Source organism: Aerophototrophica crusticola, assembly GCF_012913305.1.
Taxonomy (GTDB): domain Bacteria; phylum Pseudomonadota; class Alphaproteobacteria; order Azospirillales; family Azospirillaceae; genus Niveispirillum; species Niveispirillum crusticola.
Genome location: NZ_CP051775.1, coordinates 679,944 through 694,462, shown reverse-complemented (window position 1 = coordinate 694,462; position 14,519 = coordinate 679,944). Strand labels below are relative to the sequence as shown.

14 protein-coding genes and 1 pseudogene are annotated in these 14,519 nt (G+C 67.1%); 12 read left to right on the top strand and 3 right to left on the bottom strand.

Annotated elements, in window-relative coordinates:
* Window positions 1-57 precede the first annotated feature (57 nt).
* From HHL28_RS03305 to HHL28_RS03265, 9 genes and pseudogenes are all read left to right on the top strand, one after another.
* Window positions 58-882 carry an outer membrane protein assembly factor BamD gene (locus HHL28_RS03305; protein WP_075773321.1) on the top strand — a complete coding sequence of 275 codons (825 nt, stop codon included), beginning with the start codon at window positions 58-60 and terminating at the stop codon, window positions 880-882.
* Between the two features lie 73 nt (window positions 883-955).
* Window positions 956-2,631, top strand: a pseudogene (gene recN, locus HHL28_RS03300) (DNA repair protein RecN).
* A gap of 60 nt (window positions 2,632-2,691) precedes the next feature.
* Window positions 2,692-2,895: a hypothetical protein gene (locus tag HHL28_RS03295; protein ID WP_075773330.1), complete on the top strand. Its 204-nt coding sequence runs from the start codon at window positions 2,692-2,694 to the stop codon at window positions 2,893-2,895.
* Window positions 2,892-3,152: a DUF2283 domain-containing protein gene (locus HHL28_RS03290; protein ID WP_075773322.1), complete on the top strand. Its 261-nt coding sequence runs from the start codon at window positions 2,892-2,894 to the stop codon at window positions 3,150-3,152. The genes HHL28_RS03295 and HHL28_RS03290 overlap by 4 nt, the downstream gene beginning before the upstream one ends.
* Before the next feature lie 139 nt (window positions 3,153-3,291).
* Window positions 3,292-3,567: a hypothetical protein gene (locus tag HHL28_RS03285; RefSeq protein ID WP_075773323.1), complete on the top strand. Its 276-nt coding sequence runs from the start codon at window positions 3,292-3,294 to the stop codon at window positions 3,565-3,567.
* A 5-nt stretch (window positions 3,568-3,572) separates the two neighbouring features.
* A complete protein-coding gene (locus HHL28_RS03280) occupies window positions 3,573-3,803 on the top strand; it encodes a DUF2283 domain-containing protein (protein ID WP_075773324.1) in 231 nt (76 codons plus the stop codon).
* Window positions 3,804-3,851: 48 nt separating this feature from the next.
* A complete protein-coding gene (locus HHL28_RS03275; RefSeq protein ID WP_075773325.1) occupies window positions 3,852-4,373 on the top strand; it encodes a 2'-5' RNA ligase family protein in 522 nt (173 codons plus the stop codon).
* An 86-nt stretch (window positions 4,374-4,459) separates the two neighbouring features.
* Entirely contained in the window at window positions 4,460-6,592 is a 2,133-nt protein-coding gene (gene ligA, locus HHL28_RS03270; RefSeq protein WP_075773326.1) for an NAD-dependent DNA ligase LigA, read from the top strand.
* 103 nt (window positions 6,593-6,695) lie between these two features.
* On the top strand, window positions 6,696-7,232 hold the full coding sequence (locus HHL28_RS03265) for a 2OG-Fe(II) oxygenase (protein ID WP_169654692.1): 537 nt from the start codon (window positions 6,696-6,698) through the stop codon (window positions 7,230-7,232).
* A 69-nt stretch (window positions 7,233-7,301) separates the two neighbouring features.
* Here the strand turns inward: HHL28_RS03265 and HHL28_RS03260 are convergent, their stop codons facing one another.
* Both HHL28_RS03260 and HHL28_RS03255 read right to left on the bottom strand, forming a co-directional pair.
* Window positions 7,302-9,692, bottom strand: coding sequence for a tetratricopeptide repeat protein (locus HHL28_RS03260; protein ID WP_169654690.1), 2,391 nt, complete (start codon window positions 9,690-9,692; stop codon window positions 7,302-7,304).
* Window positions 9,677-10,531 carry a hypothetical protein gene (locus HHL28_RS03255; protein WP_169654688.1) on the bottom strand — a complete coding sequence of 285 codons (855 nt, stop codon included), beginning with the start codon at window positions 10,529-10,531 and terminating at the stop codon, window positions 9,677-9,679. Before HHL28_RS03255 ends, HHL28_RS03260 begins: the two co-directional genes overlap by 16 nt.
* Before the next feature lie 249 nt (window positions 10,532-10,780).
* Here HHL28_RS03255 and HHL28_RS03250 point away from each other — a divergent pair, with 249 nt between their 5' ends.
* The 3 genes from HHL28_RS03250 to HHL28_RS03240 are packed head-to-tail and all read left to right on the top strand — an operon-like array spanning window position 10,781 to window position 12,367.
* Window positions 10,781-11,176, top strand: a complete 396-nt coding sequence (locus HHL28_RS03250) for a hypothetical protein (RefSeq protein WP_169654686.1) — start codon at window positions 10,781-10,783, stop codon at window positions 11,174-11,176.
* Entirely contained in the window at window positions 11,110-11,559 is a 450-nt protein-coding gene (locus tag HHL28_RS03245; RefSeq protein ID WP_169654684.1) for a GIN domain-containing protein, read from the top strand. The genes HHL28_RS03250 and HHL28_RS03245 overlap by 67 nt, the downstream gene beginning before the upstream one ends.
* 37 nt (window positions 11,560-11,596) lie before the next feature.
* Window positions 11,597-12,367: a GIN domain-containing protein gene (locus HHL28_RS03240; protein ID WP_169654682.1), complete on the top strand. Its 771-nt coding sequence runs from the start codon at window positions 11,597-11,599 to the stop codon at window positions 12,365-12,367.
* 12 nt (window positions 12,368-12,379) lie between these two features.
* Here HHL28_RS03240 and amt read toward each other — a convergent pair whose 3' ends face one another.
* Window positions 12,380-14,503 (bottom strand): ammonium transporter, encoded by a 2,124-nt coding sequence (gene amt / locus HHL28_RS03235; RefSeq protein ID WP_075772113.1) that lies wholly within the window; start codon window positions 14,501-14,503, stop codon window positions 12,380-12,382.
* Window positions 14,504-14,519: the final 16 nt, after the last annotated feature.

Genomic DNA, 14,519 nt, shown 5'->3' with positions numbered 1-14,519 from the left:
GCCGATACCGCGTGCTATAAGTCCCCCGCAATCCTGCTGCCTTGGTTGTCGGTCACGATGCCCTTCACGGTCCCCTCGTCCCTGCCCCGCCCCATCCGGGTCCTGGCCCCCGCCGCCCTGCTGCTGCTGTCCGCCTGCGCCGGCAAGGCTCCGGAGGTCCCCTATGTGGAACGGCCGGTGGAGCAGATCTACACCGAGGCGGCCAACGCCATCGATGCGGAGAACTACCCCAAGGCCGCCGCCCTGTTCGATGAGGTGGAGCGGCAGCACCCCTACAGCCAGTGGGCGGTGCGGGCACAGCTGATGGCGGCCTACGCCCACTACCAGGCCTACAAGTACGATGAGGCGATTGAGACGCTGGACCGCTTCATCGGCCTGCATCCGGGCAACCGGAACGTCTCCTACGCCTACTACCTGAAGGCCCTGTGCTATTACGAGCAGATCGCCGACGTCCGCCGTGACCAGACCGCCACGAATGAGGCGCTGAAGTCGCTGGATGAGGTGGTCCGCCGCTTCCCCTCCACGCCCTATGCCCGCGATGCCAAGGTGAAGCTGGACCTGGTCCGTGACCACCTGGCCGGCAAGGACATGGAAGTCGGCCGCTTCTACCTGCGCACGGCCGAGTACACCGCCGCCATCAAGCGGTTCCGCCACGTGGTGGACGTGTACCAGACCACCAGCCACGTGCCGGAGGCGCTGCACCGCCTGGTGGAGGCCTATATGGGCCTGGGCCTGGTGGAAGAGGCGCAGGCCACGGCGGCCCTGCTGGGCCACAACTATCCGGGCAGCGAGTGGTACGGGCGGACCTACACCCTGGTGACCGACAGCCGCCCGGCTGAGGAGCGGTCCTTCCTGGGCCGCGCCATCGACTGGGTGTTCTGAGCACCGCTCTCCTGACCAGGGCCGGGCCGGCGGCGGTGCCCGCCGGACGGCCGTACCGGGGTTGGCCCTGCCCATGCTGGTGACGCTCTCGATCCGCGACGTGGTCCTGATCGAACGCCTGACCCTGGCGTTCCGGCCCGGCCTGTGCGTCCTGACCGGTGAGACCGGTGCGGGCAAGTCCATCCTGCTGGACGCGCTGGGCCTGGCGCTGGGCGCCCGCGGCGACAGCGCCCTGGTCCGCCATGGTGCTGAGCAGGCCAGCGTCACCGCCGAGTTCGACCTTGGCGGCCGCCCGGACCACCCCGCCTTCGCCATCCTGCGGGAGCAGGAGCTGGAGGTGGAGGACACCCTGGTCCTGCGCCGCACCCTGTCCGCCGACGGCCGGTCCCGCTGCTTCGTCAACGACCAGGCGGTGGGCGTCACCCTGCTGCGCCGGTTGGGGGAGACGCTGGTGGAGGTGCATGGCCAGTTCGAGACCCACGGCCTGCTGGACCCCCGCACCCACCGCGACCTGCTGGACGACTATGCCGGCATGGGCAGCCAGTCCCGCGCCGTGGCCGACGCCTGGCGCGCTTGGCGGCAGGTGGAGCAGGCCCGCGTGCAGGCCGCCGCCGACGCCGCCCGCGCCCGGTCGGAAGAGGACTATTTGCGCCACGCGGTGGAGGAGCTGGACCAGCTTGCCCCGGAGCTGGGGGAGGAGGCGGCGCTGGCGGAGAAGCGCATCGTCCTGCAACACGCCGAGAAGCTGATCGAGTCGGTCAACCAGGCCTATGCCGAGCTGGCGGGGGAGCGGGGGGCGGAGCGGTCGCTCGCCTCCGCCCTGCGCACCCTGGGCCGCATCGCCGACAAGGCGGGCGGGCGGCTGGAGCCGGTGATCTCCGTCCTGGACGAGGCGGCGGCGGAAGTGTCGGAGGCGTCCCGCTCGCTCCAGGCCCTGGTGGCGGACATCGACACCGAGGGCGGCAGCCTGGACAAGATCGAGGAGCGGCTGTTCGCCCTGCGCGCCGCCGCCCGCAAGCATGGCACCGACGTGGACGGGCTGGTGGCCCTGCGGGACGACATGGCCCGCAAGCTGGCCCTCATCGAGGACCAGGGCGACATCCTGCAATCCCTGGCCAAGAAGGCTGAGGAGGGCAAGTCCGCCTACCTGGACGCCGCCAAGAAGCTCTCCGCCGGCCGCACCAAGGCGGCATCCAAGCTGGACCAGGCCGTGGCGGCGGAGCTGAAGCCCCTGCGCATGGAAAAGGCCCGATTCTCCACCCGCGTCGCCCAGACGGGGGAGGAGGCCTGGGGTCCCCACGGCATCGACGACGTGGCCTTCCAGGTGGCCACCAACCCCGGCGCCCCCCGGGCCCCTTGGCCAAGATCGCCTCGGGCGGTGAGCTGGCGCGCTTCATGCTGGCGCTGAAGGTGGTGCTGGCCCAGGTGGGCACCATCCCCACCCTGGTGTTCGACGAGGTGGACACAGGTGTCGGCGGTGCCGTGGCCGACGCCATCGGGGAGCGGCTGTCGCGCCTGGGCCACAACAACCTGCAGGTCCTGGTGGTCACCCACAGCCCCCAGGTGGCCGCCCGCGGCGCCTATCATTGGAACGTCCGCAAGCACGCCACCCCCACCCGCACCGTCACCGAGGTGGTGGAGCTGTCCCAGGAAGCCCGGCTGGAGGAGATCGCCCGTATGCTCTCCGGCGCCGAGATCACCCCGGCCGCCCGGGCCGCGGCGGAGAGTCTGATCGCCGGGCGGGGGTAGTGGTTGGCGGACCGGCTTCCCCCACCCCCGTTCTGGCGGCTGCCCTACCTCGAACGCCAGATGGCACGGCCAGACCGGGCCCTGGTTCGGCACGACGACATAGCGGCCACGCTGTCCGCCCCCACGCGGACCTTGCGCCAGGAGGATGGTCGTGTGCGTTATTGGGGCTGGGTGGAGCGCGAGGGCCGCTGGCTGCGGGTCGTCGTGGAGCCCGATGGGGAGACGGTCCTGAACGCCTTCTGGGACAGGGGTTTCAAGCCATGACGGACAACGCCGCCCTTTCCTATGATCCCGCGGCCGACATGCTGCGCGTGGAACTGCGCCCCTGGCCGGCGCCGCGGGCGGGTGACGACCCCGCTTCCGTGGGGGGCGAGGAGCAGGAGCCGGACCTGGTCGTCCACTTCGCTACCGACGGCAAACCCTGGGCGTGGGAGATCGAGCATGCCTCCCGCCGGCCGGACCTTGTGGCCCGGGCACTCGCGGCCTTGCGGGCCAGCCATGGGCTGAAGGACGCCGCCTGACCTCCCCCCGTCAGTTGGAACCCCCGGCCAAGAGCCTGATCACCGGGCAGGGGCACTGGTTGCAAGTTTAGGCAAGCACCGTTAGGCTCTTTACTCGTTCGGATGGATCAACACCCCATCAAGCTCGCGCGCCCATTGGATGAGACTGACCCCGACGGGCGAGCCGAAGCGCTTGCCACCACCGCCCTTCTGGCGCACCGAATACTTCGCCAACGAGGTCCTGGGAAAGCCGGGGCGCTGCCGCATCGACCCGTTGGACATCAAGCGGATCATCGCCAATCCCGACCGGAAGCGCCGACAACCCGATGGCCGGATCCAGTTCTGGGGCTGGGTCCCGTCGTTGAATTCGGACGTGCGCGTTGTTACTTTGGCTGATGGCGAAACCGTCCACAACGCGTTCCGTGACAGGACGTGAAACAGATGACGACCCGCTCCCCCATCTTCTACGACCCTTCTACCGACAGCATGTATGTCCGGTTCACGGATGGGAACCAGTGGGACCAGAAGGTCGACGATGACCGCGACCTCGTCATCGACTATGACGAGCATGGTAATTTGGTCGGCTATGACATCCAGTATGCGTCCCAGCACATGGATGTGGTCGCGGAGGCGATGGCGATCTTGCGCGGGCACATGCCCAAGGCTGCCTGACCCGCCCCGTCAGTTGGAACCCCCGGCCGCCGGCCTAGTTTCTGGCCCATGGACCCCATCTACGCCCCGCTGATCCTCACGCTCCGCCTGGACCAGGCCTCGTTCCAGCATTTCCAGGCCCTGCGGCAGCGCCACTTCCCGCCGGAGCGGAACTTCATCCCCGCCCACGTCACCCTGTTCCACCACCTGCCGGGCCCGCAGGTGCAGTCCATCCTGGCCGACCTGCGCCGCACCACCCGCGACACCGCGCCGTTCCCGGTGGAGGTCTTCGCCGTCAAGTCCATCGGCCGGGGCGCTGCCTTCTACCTGCGCTCCCGCCCGCTGGAGGAGCTGCGGGAGCGGCTGGCAGACCTTTGGGCCCCCTGGCTGATCCCCCAGGACCAGCAAGGTTTCCGCCCCCACGTGACGGTGCAGAACAAGGTCCAGGCGGGGGAGGCCAAGGCCACCCTGGAGGCCCTGCAACGCACCTTCACCCCCATGACCGCCCGCGGCGAGGGCCTGCTGCTCTGGGCCTACAAGGGCGGCCCGTGGGAGCAACTGGCGGACCTGGGCTTCACGGCCAAGCCATGACTTGACGGCAGCCCGTCGCCCGACGACCTTTGCCCCGCCGGCGGTCCCGTCGGCGTCTCCCCTCCCCGTCCCTGCCGGCCCTTCCCATGCCCGACCTGCGCGCGACCCCCGTGGATACCCTGACCCTGGACCAGGCGAAGGAGGAGCATGACGCCCTGGTGCGGGAGGTGAGGCACCACCGGGAGCTTTATTACCGGAAGGACGCGCCGGAAATTTCCGACGCCGACTATGACGCGCTGGAGAAGCGGCTGAACCTGGTGGAGGCCCGCTTCCCGGAGCTGGTGACCGCCGACAGCCCGACCCAGACCGTGGGTGCCGCCCCGGGCACCGGCTTCAGGAAGCTGCGCCACACGGTGCCCATGCTGTCCCTGGACAACGCCTTCGCGGCGGAGGACGTGGACGGCTTCATCGAGCAGATCGTCCGGTTCCTGAACCTGAAGACCGTGGACGGGCTGGAGTTCGTGGCGGAGCCGAAGATCGACGGCGCCTCCCTGTCGATCCGCTACGAGGATGGGGAACTGGTCCAGGCCGCCACCCGCGGCGACGGGACGGAGGGGGAGGACGTCACCGCCAACGTCCGCACCATCGCGGAGATCCCCAACCGCCTGTCCGGCCCGGCGCCCAAGGTGCTGGAAGTGCGCGGTGAGGTCTACATGACCCGCGACAGCTTCTTCGAGCTGAACAAGCGGCAGGCGGAGGCGGGGGAGAAGGTCTTCGCCAACCCGCGCAACGCGGCGGCCGGGTCCTTGCGCCAGTTGGACGCGCGCATCACCGCCAAGCGGCCCCTGTGCTTCTTCGCCTATACCTGGGGTGAGCTGTCGGAACCCCTGGCCGCCACCCAATGGGACAGCCTGCAACGGCTGAAGGCCCTGGGCTTGCAGGTGCCCAAGCAGAGCACCCTGTGCCGCAGCCGGGACGAGCTGCTGGCCTATTATGAGCAGATCGGCAAGGAGCGGTCGTCCCTGCCCTTCGATATCGATGGCGTGGTGTACAAGGTCAACGACCTTGCCCTGCAAGAGCGGCTCGGCTTCCGCACCCGCACCCCGCGCTGGGCCACGGCCCACAAGTTCCCGGCGGAACAGGCCCGCACCCTGCTGAAATCCATCACCATCCAGGTGGGCCGCACGGGGGCCCTGACCCCCGTGGCGGAGCTGGAGCCCATCACCGTGGGCGGCGTGGTGGTCAGCCGCGCCACCCTGCACAATGCCGATGAGATCAGGCGCAAGGACATCCGCGTCGGCGACACGGTCATCATCCAGCGCGCCGGCGACGTGATCCCCCAGGTGGTTTCCGTCATACCGGAGGCCCGCCCCGCGGACAGCGCCGAGTTCACCTTCCCCGACCATTGCCCGGAATGCGGCAGCCAGGCCGTGCGGGAGGACGGGGGCGTGGTCAGCCGCTGCACCGGCGGCTTGGTCTGCCCCGCCCAGGCGGTGGAGCGGCTGCGGCACTTCACCAGCCGCAACGCCTTCGACATCGAGGGGCTGGGCATCGAGCGCATACAGCTTTTCTTCGACCAGGGCCGGATCAGGACCCCCGCCGACATCTTCACCCTGGAGGCGCGGGAGGAGCAGCGGCTGGACCGGCTGGTCACCATGACCGGCTTCGGCAAGAAATCGGTGGAGAACCTGTTCCGGGCCATCGAGGCCCGCCGCACCATCGGCCTGGACCGCTTCATCTTCGCCCTGGGCATCCGGCAGGTGGGGGAGGCCACGGCCAAGCTGCTGGCCCGCAACTACCGCACGGCGGAGAACTGGCGCGACCGGATGCTGGAGGCCGCGGGCGAGCGCGCCGCCGCCCCCAACCAGCCCAAGGCGGAGCTGGTGGGCGACGCCTATGCAGACCTCTGCCGGATCGAGCAGATCGGCATGAGCGTGGCCGACGACATCGTCCAGTTCTTCGGCGAGGAACACAACCTGAAGGCCCTGGACGACCTGCTGGCCCAGGTGACGGTGCAGGAGTTCGTGCCGCCCCGGGTCACGGCCAGCCCCGTGCTGGGCAAGACCGTGGTCTTCACCGGCACCCTGACCACCATGGGCCGGTCCGAGGCCAAGGCCAAGGCGGAGGCCCTGGGCGCCAAGGTCAGCGGCTCGGTCAGTGCCAAGACCGACTATCTGGTGGTGGGGGAGGATGCGGGCAGCAAGGCCGCCAAGGCGCGGGAGCTGGGCGTCACCACCCTGACCGAACAGGAATGGCTGGCGCTGATCGGGCAGAGCTAGGCGTAACCCTCTCCCCCCGGCTCCACCCCCCGCCTGCGCCCAACCGCGGGGCGGGGGCTTGTGGTTTGGTTCCCGGCATGCAGGCTGCCGACGGGACCGGGCCATGACCACCCTCCTCGCCAACCCCGTGATGCTTCCCCACCACGTCTACAGGAACGTGATGGGTGATGAATTCGTGGACGGGTTGCTGGACTACGTCTACGCCAACCGTGACCGGTTCGAGGTCGCCAAGGTGGGCGGGAAGGATGAGGCGACCCTGTCGGTCCGGGTGGCCAGCATCCTGAACGACACGGGCCCCTATCGCGCCCTGTTCGAGGCCAAGGTGCGGGAGATGCTGCCCCAGGTCACCAAGGATCTGGGCGTGCCTGCCGTGGACCCGAAGCGGATCGAGGTGCAGTTGGCCGCCCATGGCGACGGCGCCTTCTATGCTCGCCACCTCGATATCCAGACCGGCAGCCAGGAAGGGCCGCGGCGGCTGGTCAGCATGGTTTATTACTTCTACCGGTTGCCCAAGGCCTTCACCGGCGGCGCCTTGCGCCTTTATGCCCTGGGCCCCAACGCCCCGACCCAGGATGTGGAGCCCGCCCGCGACAGCCTGCTGGCCTTCCCCGCCTGGGCCCCCACTCCGTCCAGCCGGTGAGCTGCCCCAGCGGCCAGTTCGAGGATTACCGGTTCGCCGTGAATCTGTGGGTCCGGGGCTGAGGTCGCGTTACGCGGCTTCCAGCAACAGGGCAAACTCGCCCTCGGCTATCTGTTTGTCTAGGGCCTCTCGTTGAGCCTTTGGCAACTCCCCGTGCCCACGCAAGCCATAGCGCTTTGTCAAGGCATCCTTCAGGCTCAGCACCTGCGCGGGTACGTGTGAACTCCCCAACCGGTCGAGGGAAGTCGCGGCATCCCTTTTGTTACCAGAAGCTGCCAAGGCATGGCTGAACAGGATCACCGTCGCAGCAGTGGGGCTCCCTGCCATGGCCGGGCGCAACCGTTGCGCCGCCTGCCCAGAGAACCCATGCGCCACATCCAGGTACGCCAGCGTCATGGCAAAGTACCAGTGGCAATCCGGGAAGGGGCAAGATTCGGCGCCCATCTCCAGGAGATGGCGGGCTTCCTCCGGTGCTTCCGAGCGGAGATACGCCATGGCAAGGATATGGCATGATATCCAATCCCCACGCGTTATGGGCTGAATCGCCTTGAAATCCTCGATCACCTCCTGCGTCCGGCCAATCGAGACGAGAGTAGACGCCTTTCCGTTCCGGGCAAATTCCTGCCGTGGGAAAGCAGCCAACACGTCGCTATACGCCGCCAGCGCCTCGCCCAGCTGGCCCATCGCCTTCAGGACCTCTGCCCGGCCGGTTCGAGCCACCACGTCGTTGGGGAACTGGGCCACCACGTCCTCGTAGGCCGCCAGAGCCTCGCCAAGGCGCCCCATCGCCTTCAGGACCTCCGCCCGGCCGTTGCGCGCCACCACGTCGTTGGGGAACTGGGCCACCGCGTCCTCGTAGGCCGCCAGAGCCTCGCCAAGGCGGCCCATCGCCTTCAGGACCTCCGCCCGGCCGTTGCGCGCCACCACGTCGTTGGGGAACTGGGCCACCGCGTCCTCGTAGGCCGCCAGCGCTTCGCCAAGACGGCCCATCGCCTTCAGGACCTCCGCCCGGCCGTTGCGCGCCACCACGTCGTTGGGGAACTGGGCCACCCCGTCCTCGTAGGCCGCCAGAGCCTCGCCAAGGCGGCCCATCGCCTTCAGGGCTTCAGCACGCCCATTGCGCGCCACCACGTCGTTGGGGAACTGGGCCACCGCGTCCTCGTAGGCCGCCAGAGCCTCGCCAAGGCGGCCCATCGCCTTCAGGGCTTCAGCACGCCCATTGCGCGGCACCACGTCGTTGGGGAACTGGGCCACCGCGTCCTCGTAGGCCGCCAGAGCCTCGCCAAGACGGCCCATCGCCTTCAGAACTTCAGCCCTGCCAACGAGAGGAAAGTATTCGTTATAATTAGCCTCGCGTGCATAGCAATAAATTCTCAATGCAGCATCTGCAAAAAAACCCCCATTTAGCCGAGCAGCAATATCACAAAGTGACTTTGCAAGATGCTCTGGCCGGCTATTGGCAAGCTGGTACTCAACCAATTCACGGACGAAGCGCCATGCTCGCTCTTCCCGTCCGCGCGCAAACTCTTTAACAATGTTTTTCTTCTGGTTTTCAATCTTCTCGATCAAGTCACCGGAATATGTGCGGGGAGTCTCCCTTTGGCTCAGAGACGCCTCTTCAACCCCATTCTGTATCAATGAAATGATAGGGTCATCATCCCGTTCACTATCTTTGTTTTTCTCTTTCTCAACAGAATCAATCGGCACTGAATTGCCTTTATCTGATAGCTTTCCGATGAGCATATTGGAGAACCCGACAAGAAACTTCGCCGGTTGTTGAACAGCGCCGATCAAACTCGCCAAAAGGGTGGCATCCAGTGGAAGCGTTGAGATGGCAAGACGGTCGCGGGCCATCAAACTCCGGGCGCAACGCTCAAAGATACCGGCATCGATCAACTGCCGCCGAAGAGCCTGGCCCGGAAAGTCGGGGGTCTGATTGGCGCAGGTTGCCTTCCAAGCGTCATGCAAGTCGGCGAGCGCCGGACGCAACCGCACCATATCGGCATAAAGCGCGACGACACGACTGCAATTTGCCGACCGCGCCAACCGGGAGCCGCCGTCCAAATCGGCGTCTTCAGGAACAGGACACCCGAGCAGACGCCGCGATGCGAAGTCGGCGGCAGCGCCTGACGTAAGCATCGGTTCCGCGAGATCGATCGACCACTTCCTGGAACGCTCACTCAAGTCATGATCAAGACCTTGCAGCAGCAAACGCAACAAAGTCTCTCCATCACCCAAGCGACGCAGGTTGGCTCGGACCCAGTCCAGGTTCCGGTGTCTCGACGGTATCTGATGAACTTCGTGTCCTGAATCCAGGATCAATCCGATTTCGCCGGGCCGCAGGTCATCAAGTGCATTCGCCCCGACCCCGCGCAAGACTTTGATCCGGTCAGGCCCGACAACCATGGCCAATCCGGCACCTGGCACCAGAAAGCCGCCCTGGATCAAATGCTCGTGCATCGGATACCCAACTTGTCCAACCGATCTCTGATCACGTTCAACTTCTGGTCTTTGGTTGGCGTTCCGCCTGCTTTGGGCAACACCGCCGCCTCAAAGGCCTGCAACGAGATTTTACCATGGATGTGAATCTCGATGAATTCATCGTCTTCCCGTGACCCGCTCGACCTTAACACCAAACGAGCAAAAGCGGCTTGCGTTGTTTGCCGCTCAATCATGGCACCACATTTGGCCACGGCCAACTCGGCCTTTCCCTGCCACGTCGCCCGATAACCCGCTTCCGGCATGCTGCCGGCCCAGAAAGGATGACGCTTGACAAAGGTATAGGTGTTGCATTCCAGCAAGCTCGCACGCGTTTCGACGGCAATCTCCTTTAGCCGCAAGCTAATCTCGCCATAGGACCTCAAGCCGACGCCATCCAAACTTAGGGCTGCGTACCGGATGTCTTTGGCTGTGGACCCAAAAAAACTGCACTCAACGGCCGTTCGCTTTACATCATTCTCGAGTTCAGCAACCATCCGGACTTCGCCATCGACCTGCAAGCGGTAGTTAGAATACAAGGTTTTATCATTTGCCAGCAAAGAGTCCGCATTGTCGATGCTGATATTGATGACAGCGCCAGCCATGCTCACGGCGCGTTCAAACTCTGCCAACCGGTCCTTTACGCCGCGGGCTTCGGCAGCGACCTTTGCTTCTTCATACCGTTTGCGCAATGCCTCCTTCTCCTGGGCACGCTCCGCTAAGCGGACATTCGGAACGCCCACCATTTCATTGCAAACAGGGCAGAGAACCGCATCCCATGGACACGGGTTCCTACATTTGGAGCAGGGGAAGCTTTCCATGCCGAGTACTAACCGGTGTTCTCTTTATAGGTAGCCCAGGCAGCTTATTGTCGTCTTCCGCGCATTGCAAGCTTGCCAAAGCCAACCAGAGCGTTGTCCGTTTCCCCACTCATTTGTTCGAAGTGCTATGAAGTCGATTTTCCCGCCACCTCCCCCTGTCAGTATCGCAACATAAGGCCAGCATTCCCGCAGCTGGCACACCCCTTGCTCCCGTCCGAGCCAACCACCGGGAAACGAGGGGAGCCCGCCATGATCCGCCGCACCACCATCCTGACCACCGCCGCCCTGGCCCTGCTGGGCACGCCCGCCCTGGCTTTCGGGCCGCAGGACTTCACCGCCCGGGCGGTTGAGGTGGACGGTGTTTTTGGCTCGTTGGAGGTGGTGGTGGACAAGTCCGCCACGAAGGTTACCGCCAGCGTCACCGGGCCGGAGCGCTGGTTGCAGGAGGTGACCGTCCGCCAGCAGGGGGACCGTCTGGTGGTGGAGCAGAAGGACCAGCCGGACGGGATGCGCCGCTGGGACGACCGCAAGGACTGGATCGCCGTCAAGCTGACCGTCCCGCCGGGACCGCCCTGGAGGTGGAGGACTTCACCGGCGAGGGCACGGTGGGCGACCTGGGTGCCGCCTTGGTCGTGGACGACATGACTGCCGGCAAGCTGAGCATCGGCAACGTGACCACGGCCAAGCTCGGCATCTCCGGCAGCGGCGACATCATCCTGGGCGAGGTGGCCCGCGACCTGGCCGTGGAGATCAACGGCTCCGGCGACGTCCGCACTGGCCGGACCAGCGGCCAACTGGAGGTTGAGATCAACGGTTCCGGCGACGTGGAGGTGGCCCGGGTGGACGGGCCTGTGAAGGTGGAGGTCAACGGGTCCGGCGACGTCACGCTGAAGGCCGGCATGGCCGACCCGCTGGCGGTCGCCATCAGGGGATCGGGCGACGTGACCCTGGACGGGATGGCCCGCAACCAGGCCATCAGCAAGGCCGGCTCCGGCAATGTCCGCGTCACCGGCCGCGCCGACGGCTGAAGCCCTGCCCCCTCCCGGAAACATGAAGGCTGCCCCCATGCGCGCCCTCCCCGCTTTCACCCTGTTCCTGGCCCTGGCCGGCACCCCCGCCCTGGCCGCCCCGCAGAGCTTCACCGCCGACAGCGTGCGGGTCACCGACATCGTCGGGACCGTGCAGGTGGTCGTGGACCCCGCCGCCCGCGCCGTCACGGCGGACGTGACCGGACAGCAGCGCTGGGTCGATACCGTCCGGCTGGAGCAATCCGGCGACACCCTGTCCATCATCCAGGACAGGTCAAGCCAGCGCGGTCGGATCGGCAAGGACGACATGGTGACCGTGTCGGTGACCCTGCCCCCCGGCACGGCCCTGGAGTTGGGAAACCTGGTGGGTGATGCCCGGGTGGGCGACCTGGACGGGACCCTGCGGCTGCGGGGCAGCGGTGCGGCGGACGTCAAGGTGGGCCGGGTGGCCGGGGTGGACCTGGACCTGTCCGGTGCCGGCGACGTCACCCTGGGCGAGGTGCGCGGCCCCTTGCGCGGCAGTTTGAGCGGTGCCGGCAGCGTGGAGGCGGGCCCGGTCCGGGGCGAGCTGTCCCTGGACGTCTCCGGCTTCGGCGACGTGGACGTGGACGCGGTGCACGGCCCGGTGAAGGTGCGGCTCAGCGGCGTGGGCGACGTGCACATCAAGGGCGGCCACACGCCCCTGCTGGATGCCAACGCGTCCGGCGTGGGCAGCATCCGCTTCGATGGCAGCGCCGACGATTACCGGGTGGACCATTCCGGCATCGGCAGCGTCCGCATCAACGGCAAGAAGGCCGGCAGGAGCTGAGGAAGCTCCCCGTCAGACGACTGCCTTGGACAAGGACGCAGGCAGTCGGTCCCGGGGAAAGCGGACATGCACGGCGGTGCCTTGGCCCGGGGCGGTCTGGATCACCAGGGTGCCGCCATGCAGCCGGGTCAGGGCGTTGACCAGGGACAGGCCCAGCCCGGCCCCGGCATGGGACTTGTCCAAGCCGTTCTCCAACTGGCTGAAGGGCTCCAGCGCCTTGGGCACCAGCCGGGGGTCCATGCCGATGCCTGTGTCGGCTACGGTCAGCCGCAGCCGCCCGTCCGGTTCCAACTCCGCCGACAGGGTGACGTGGCCGCCGGGTCGGGTAAATTTGACGGCGTTGCCCACCAGGTTGATCAGCACCTGCCGCACCGCCCGCTCATCGCCCACCAGGGCCGGCAGGTCGTCCGGCACGCGGAGCAACAGGCCGACGCTGGCCGCCTCCGCCATGGGCTGCATCAGCCGCAGCACCCCGCGCAGGATGCGGGCCAGGTCCAGCGGCTGCTCGTTCAGCTGGAACTTGCCCGCCTCGATCCGGGAATAGTCCAGCACGTCGTTGACCAGGGCCAGCAGGTGCTTGCCGCCATCATGGATGTCGGCCGCATGCTCCACATAGCGCGGGTCGATCTGGCCATAGGCCTGGTCCTTGATCAGGTGGGAGAAGCCGATGACCGCGTTCAGCGGCGTCCGCAGCTCATGGCTCATGGTCGCCAGGAAGCGGGACTTGGACAGGTTCAGGGTCTCCGCCTCCACCTTGGCGTGGGACAGCTCGTCCAGCAGCAGCTTCTGCTGCCGCATCTGATCCCCCACCTTGTCGATGACCCGGTTGTACTGGGCGGCGATCAGCTCCACCTCCGACTCGGGCTCCACATGGACGGGCCGGTCGAGCTGCCCGTCCTGGCGGTGGCGGTCCATCTCCGCCACCAGCTCCAGCATGGGGGAGCGGGCGTCATGCTCCGCCACGTTCAGGCCGATCCGCTCATCCTCCGCCGGGATGCGCAGGGGGTGGACGCGGTCCAGCAGCTTCAGCAGAAGGAAGCCCAGGCCGAAGGCATAGGCACCGCAGGCCAGCACGCCCACCGCCTGCACGCCCAACTGCTCCAGCCGCGTGTGCCCCGTCCCCCACAGGGCCGGGTCACCCAGCAGGGCCACGGCCAGCGTGCCCCAGACGCCCGCCATCAGGTGGACGGGCACGGCCCCCACCGCGTCGTCCACCCGGAAGCGCTCCAGCAACCGCTCACCCGCCAGCACCAGGGCGCCGCCCACGGCCCCCACGCACGCGGCGGCGGGCGTGCCCATGACGTTGCAGCCGGCGGTGATGGCGACCAGCCCGGCCAGGATGCCGTTCAGGAAATGCTCGATCTTCGGCTTGCCGTTCAGCAAGGTGGACAGGCCGTGCGCCGCCAACCCGCCGGTGCAGCCGGCCAGGACGGTGTTGAGCAGGATGCCCGGCACGCTCTCCGACAGGCCCAGGGCGCTGCCGCCGTTGAAGCCGATCCAGCCGAACCACAGCAGCAGCACGCCCGCGGCGGCAAGGGTCAGGTTGGCGCTGGCCATGGGCCGCGCGCCGTCACCGAAGCGGCCCAGCCGCGGGCCGATGATCAGGCAGCCCGCCAGCGCCAGCCACCCGCCCACCGAATGCACGACGGTGGAGCCGGCAAAATCGATGAAGCCCATCCGCCCCAGCCAGCCGGTGGGCGTCCCCTCGGCCATCCCGCCCCAGGCCCAATGCCCGAAGATTGGATAGATCAAGCCGGACAACAGGGCGGAGGCGGCGATATAGCTGCGCAGCCCCATCCGCTCCGCCACGGCACCAGAGACGATGGTGGTGGCGGTGCCGCAGAACATCACCTGGAACAGCACGAACACCAGCAGGCCGGGCGGCCAGCCATGGCCGGGCATGAAGCCGCCGGTGCCGACCAGCCCGTTCCAACTGGGCCCGAACATCAGCGCATAGCCGAACAGCCAGAACAGGAAGGCGGCGATGCAGAAATCCATCACGTTCTTGACGGCGACGTTGATGGAGTTCTTGGCCCGGACGAACCCCGCCTCCAGCAGGCAGAAGCCGAGCTGCATGGCAAAGACGAGGGCGGTCGCCGCAAGAACCCAGACCAATGCGACCGGCTCGGCGGACATGATGGATGCCCTCGCT

Coding starts and splice junctions, on each gene's coding strand:
- HHL28_RS03305 (WP_075773321.1), top strand. CDS start 58: ATGCCCTTCACGGTCCCCTCGTCCCTGCCCCGCCCCATCCGGGTCCTG.
- HHL28_RS03295 (WP_075773330.1), top strand. CDS start 2,692: ATGGCACGGCCAGACCGGGCCCTGGTTCGGCACGACGACATAGCGGCC.
- HHL28_RS03290 (WP_075773322.1), top strand. CDS start 2,892: ATGACGGACAACGCCGCCCTTTCCTATGATCCCGCGGCCGACATGCTG.
- HHL28_RS03285 (WP_075773323.1), top strand. CDS start 3,292: ATGAGACTGACCCCGACGGGCGAGCCGAAGCGCTTGCCACCACCGCCC.
- HHL28_RS03280 (WP_075773324.1), top strand. CDS start 3,573: ATGACGACCCGCTCCCCCATCTTCTACGACCCTTCTACCGACAGCATG.
- HHL28_RS03275 (WP_075773325.1), top strand. CDS start 3,852: ATGGACCCCATCTACGCCCCGCTGATCCTCACGCTCCGCCTGGACCAG.
- ligA (WP_075773326.1), top strand. CDS start 4,460: ATGCCCGACCTGCGCGCGACCCCCGTGGATACCCTGACCCTGGACCAG.
- HHL28_RS03265 (WP_169654692.1), top strand. CDS start 6,696: ATGACCACCCTCCTCGCCAACCCCGTGATGCTTCCCCACCACGTCTAC.
- HHL28_RS03260 (WP_169654690.1), bottom strand. CDS start 9,692: ATGCACGAGCATTTGATCCAGGGCGGCTTTCTGGTGCCAGGTGCCGGA.
- HHL28_RS03255 (WP_169654688.1), bottom strand. CDS start 10,531: ATGGAAAGCTTCCCCTGCTCCAAATGTAGGAACCCGTGTCCATGGGAT.
- HHL28_RS03250 (WP_169654686.1), top strand. CDS start 10,781: ATGATCCGCCGCACCACCATCCTGACCACCGCCGCCCTGGCCCTGCTG.
- HHL28_RS03240 (WP_169654682.1), top strand. CDS start 11,597: ATGCGCGCCCTCCCCGCTTTCACCCTGTTCCTGGCCCTGGCCGGCACC.
- amt (WP_075772113.1), bottom strand. CDS start 14,503: ATGTCCGCCGAGCCGGTCGCATTGGTCTGGGTTCTTGCGGCGACCGCC.